Origin of the sequence: Barnesiella sp. CU968, from assembly GCF_905219685.1 — a bacterium.
Classification (GTDB): Bacteria; Bacteroidota; Bacteroidia; order Bacteroidales; family Muribaculaceae; genus Lepagella; species Lepagella muris_A.
Genome location: NZ_CAJMXD010000257.1, coordinates 1 through 4199 on the forward strand (window position 1 = coordinate 1; position 4199 = coordinate 4199).

Annotated in this window: 2 protein-coding genes and 1 pseudogene; all 3 read left to right on the plus strand. The window is 48.3% G+C overall.

Annotation, left to right across the window (positions count from 1 at the left end; genetic code table 11):
- Window positions 1–73: 73 nt before the first annotated feature.
- The 3 genes and pseudogenes from priA to JX312_RS09810 all read left to right on the plus strand — a co-directional run bounded on the left by priA (window position 74) and on the right by JX312_RS09810 (window position 4129).
- Complete coding sequence (gene priA, locus JX312_RS09800; RefSeq protein ID WP_124030939.1) at window positions 74–2539, plus strand: primosomal protein N'; 2466 nt, start codon at window positions 74–76, stop codon at window positions 2537–2539.
- A 170-nt stretch (window positions 2540–2709) separates the two neighbouring features.
- Window positions 2710–3981, plus strand: a pseudogene (gene bioA / locus JX312_RS09805) (adenosylmethionine--8-amino-7-oxononanoate transaminase); the annotation flags it as partial.
- On the plus strand, window positions 3968–4129 hold the full coding sequence (locus tag JX312_RS09810; protein ID WP_204457862.1) for a hypothetical protein: 162 nt from the start codon (window positions 3968–3970) through the stop codon (window positions 4127–4129). The pseudogene bioA and the gene JX312_RS09810, both read left to right, overlap by 14 nt.
- Window positions 4130–4199: the final 70 nt, after the last annotated feature.

Here is a 4199-nt window from a genome sequence, read left to right on the forward strand (position 1 = left end):
TTCAAGTTGCAAATTTAGCAAAATAATCCTAATTATATACATGATTTAGTGATGTTTTGTTTAACTTTGCATCATGTATGCCGAAATAATATTGCCGCTGCCTCTCTATTCCACATTCACTTATGAGATCCCGGAAGAGATGCGACACGACCTCTGCAAGGGGTCGCGTGTGCTCGTGCAGTTCGGCAAAAAAAAGTATTACACTGGTATTGTGGAGCATATTCACTCCCAGGCTCCGGCAGGATACGATGTAAAACAGATTATGGCGTTGCTTGACCCGACGCCTGTGGTCAGGTACCCTCAGCTGAAACTCTGGCACTGGATTGCAGAGTATTACCTGTGTTCTCCGGGAGAGGTGTTCAAGGCGGCTGTTCCCACCGGACTAAAGCCGGAAAGCGAAACATTTGTAAGTCTGAACAATGATTTTGAAATGCCGGAGGGCATCAGGCTAAATGAAAGCCAGGCTATGGTAATACAATCCCTGCAGAACAAGAAACGGCTTAAGATTTCTGAAATCGAATCCACAACCGGGATAAAGAATGCAACACGCACGATCAACTCACTTATGGAAACCGGGATAGTGGAAATCGATGAAAAAGTTGTGGAAAGATACCGTCCCAGGAAAATGACTTTCGTGGAACTTACGGCAGACAAAAACGACAACGAAAAGCTTCATGAATTTTTCGACATGACATCCCGCTCCCGGCAGCAGGAAAAGACACTTATCGCATTTCTTGAGCTTTCGGGATGGATGAGGCACCAGGAAAAAGCCGAGGATGTGACGAGGGAAAGACTGATTGAAGTCTCGGGGGCGTCACAGTCCGTGATCCGCGCCCTTGTGGACAAAGGGATATTCAGGATGGTCAAGAAGACTTTAAGCAGGTTCAACCCGGCTCCGGCAAACCACAGCCCCCGCCTCTCCCCTCTTTCAGACGCGCAATCGAAAGCCCTTGTGAGCCTGAAGGAGTCTTTCAGAAACCATCAGGTCTCTCTTCTGCATGGTGTCACAGGCTCAGGAAAAACCGAAATCTACACTCACCTTATAGCATCGGCGCTTGCATCAGGCAATCAGGTTCTCTATCTTGTGCCGGAAATCTCACTCACGACTCAGCTGACTGACAGGCTGCGGAAGGTTTTCGGAGACACGCTGCTGATATACCATTCAAAATTCTCGGACAACGAGCGTGTTGATGTCTGGAAACGCCTTCTGTCATCAAACGAGCCTCTGATTATTCTTGGAGTACGCTCTTCTGTATTCCTCCCTTTCGCGCGCCTCGGACTGGTCATTGTTGACGAGGAACATGAATCCTCCTTCAAACAGTACGATCCGGCTCCGCGATATAATGCGAGAGATGCGGCGATAATGCTCGCTTCGATGCACGGAGCAAGCACTCTTCTCGGCTCTGCGACACCATCTGTCGAGACATATTTCAAGGCATGTTCGGGAAAATACGGTCTCGTAAGTCTTGAAGAGAGATTCGAAGGATCATGTCTTCCCGATGTTGAAATAGTAGATATGCGCCTGCAACGAAAAAAGAAACTTAACAAGGGAATATTGTCGCAGCCGCTTCGACTTGCCACAAAAGATGCCCTTGCCGAGGAAAAACAGGCGATTATGTTCCAGAACCGTCGCGGATTCGCTCCTGTTGTGGTCTGTCAGCAATGCGGATGGACTCCCAAATGTCACAACTGCGACGTGTCATTGGTATATCATAAAAATTCAGGGCTTTTGAAATGCCATTATTGCGGATATTGCCAACCGATTCCGAAACTTTGTCCGGCATGCGGTCAAAATTCCATTGAGGTCTACGGCTACGGCACTGAAAGGATTGCGGAAGAGCTGCACCAGGAGTTCTCTGAACACAGAATCGCGAGAATGGATCTTGACACGACCCGCAATAAAGATGCCTATCAGGAAATAATCGAGGAATTTGCAAGCCACCAGACAGATATTCTTGTAGGGACTCAGATGGTTTCAAAAGGACTCGATTTCGAGAAAGTAAAGGTGGTGGGAGTTATCAATGCGGACACTCTGTTGAATTTTCCGGATTTCCGAAGCAGTGAAAGAGCTTTCAACATGCTTGAGCAGGTTGCGGGAAGAGCGGGAAGGCGACAGGATACCGGCAAAGTATTCATTCAGACAACAAAGCCTGACGATAACATTCTCCGTCATGTGCGTGCCCACGACTATAAGGCATACTACAACGAGGAACTCGAAGAACGCAAGCGGTATTCATATCCCCCTTTCACCCGCATAATAAACATATACCTGAAAAACAAGGATGCAGCGGCAGCCGACATGGGTGCCGTCATTCTTGCCAAAGCCTTGCGCGATATATTCGGAGACAGAGTGCTCGGACCGGAAAAACCATTCGTAAGCCGGGTGGCACTGTGGTATATCCAGTCTGTCATGCTTAAGATAGAGGCTGGAGCTTCCATGAAAAAGGTCAAGGATATCCTGCGCGCCGCGCACGCAAGACTGGCAGAGATTCCGCAGATTAAAACCTCGGTTATTTATTATGATGTCGATCCGGTGTGACATCTATCGCGCACCCAGGACCCATGACATAAGAAGCTGTTTTGCAATATCGTTGCGCGAACAGGTGATGACACAATCTAAATTTCGCAATTGAAAATTGAATTCCTTGCATATTTTGTTTAATTTTGTAAAGGTTTTTTTCATTGACTGACATGGACAGCATTCACGACAAATTCGACCGCAGCCACCTGTGGCATCCTTATACATCGACTCATGACCCGCTTCCCACCTATAAGGTAGATCACGCGGAAGGAGCGGTAATCACCCTTGCCGACGGCACTGAACTGATCGACGGTATGTCATCGTGGTGGTGCGTGATACACGGTTATAACCACCCCGTGCTCAATGAGGCTTTGAAAACTCAGATTGATAAAATGTCGCATGTCATGTTCGGAGGCTTTACACACCAGCCGGCAATTGACCTCGGCAAACTGCTGCTCTCCATTCTGCCCCCTTCCATGAACCATATTTTCTATGCCGATTCAGGTTCTGTGGCTACGGAAGTGGCTATGAAGATGGCTGTTCAGGCTTGCGACAATCCTGCAAAAACAAACTTCGCCACCATACGCTCCGGCTATCATGGCGACACTTGGAACGCCATGTCCGTATGCGATCCTGTGACCGGCATGCACGGGGCATTCGGTCCGGCTCTCCCTGTCAGGCATTTTGCGCCAGCACCGCAATGCAGGTTCGGTGAGGAATGGAATCCCGAAGACTTCAGACCGATGCTTGAAATCCTTGAAGAAAATGCCGCAACTCTCGCCGGTGTTATTCTTGAACCGATAGTGCAGGGTGCCGGAGGCATGCGTTTCTACCATCCGCAATATCTCCGTGAATTGCGCCAGACATGCGACAGACTCGGCATATTGCTGATATTTGATGAAATTGCCACTGGATTCGGACGCACCGGAAAACTATTTGCATGGGAACACGCAGGCGTGGAACCGGATATAATGCTTATCGGGAAGGCTGTCACGGGAGGATACATGACATTTGCCGCCGTAGCTGCTTCGGCAAATGTAGCCGACAGAATATCCGCCTCCCAGTCAGGCTGCATGATGCATGGTCCGACATTCATGGGCAATCCTCTCGCTTGCGCTGTTGCTCTGGCATCTACCCGCCTGTTGCTACAGTCAGACTGGCAGAAACGCATACACAGGATAGAAGAGATTATGCGTGATAAGCTTTCCATAGCGAAAAACTGGAAATCAGTGGATGATGTCAGAATACTGGGGGGCATAGGCGTTATACAGCTCAAAGATAATGTCAATCTCGGTGTGTTTCAGAAAAAATGTGTAAGAGAGGGGGTATGGATCCGTCCGTTTGGAAAAAACGCATATATAATGCCGCCTTATCTCGCTGTATCCGACACTCAGGTTGAGAAACTTTGCGATGCTTTGTTGAAAATAATTGCGGAAATGTATGGCAATGACTCCATTTGACGAATACCGGAAGATTCTCGAAAAATTCGATGCGGAAAACAGGCTTCGCAATATCCCGCAGGACCGTACGGATTTGCTGGGAATAGATCTCACTTCCAACGATTATATGGGACTTGGTGCCCGATGGAAGGAATATCGCTGTATCTGATACACATTTCCGAGCCCACGAGACCAGAGAGGAGCTCGTATGCCGACTACTGCTTGTAAAAACAATAAAC

Excerpts from the sequence above, each read along its gene's own strand:
- priA (WP_124030939.1), top strand. The coding sequence starts at position 74 with ATGTATGCCGAAATAATATTGCCGCTGCCTCTCTATTCCACATTCACT.
- JX312_RS09810 (WP_204457862.1), top strand. The coding sequence starts at position 3,968 with ATGACTCCATTTGACGAATACCGGAAGATTCTCGAAAAATTCGATGCG.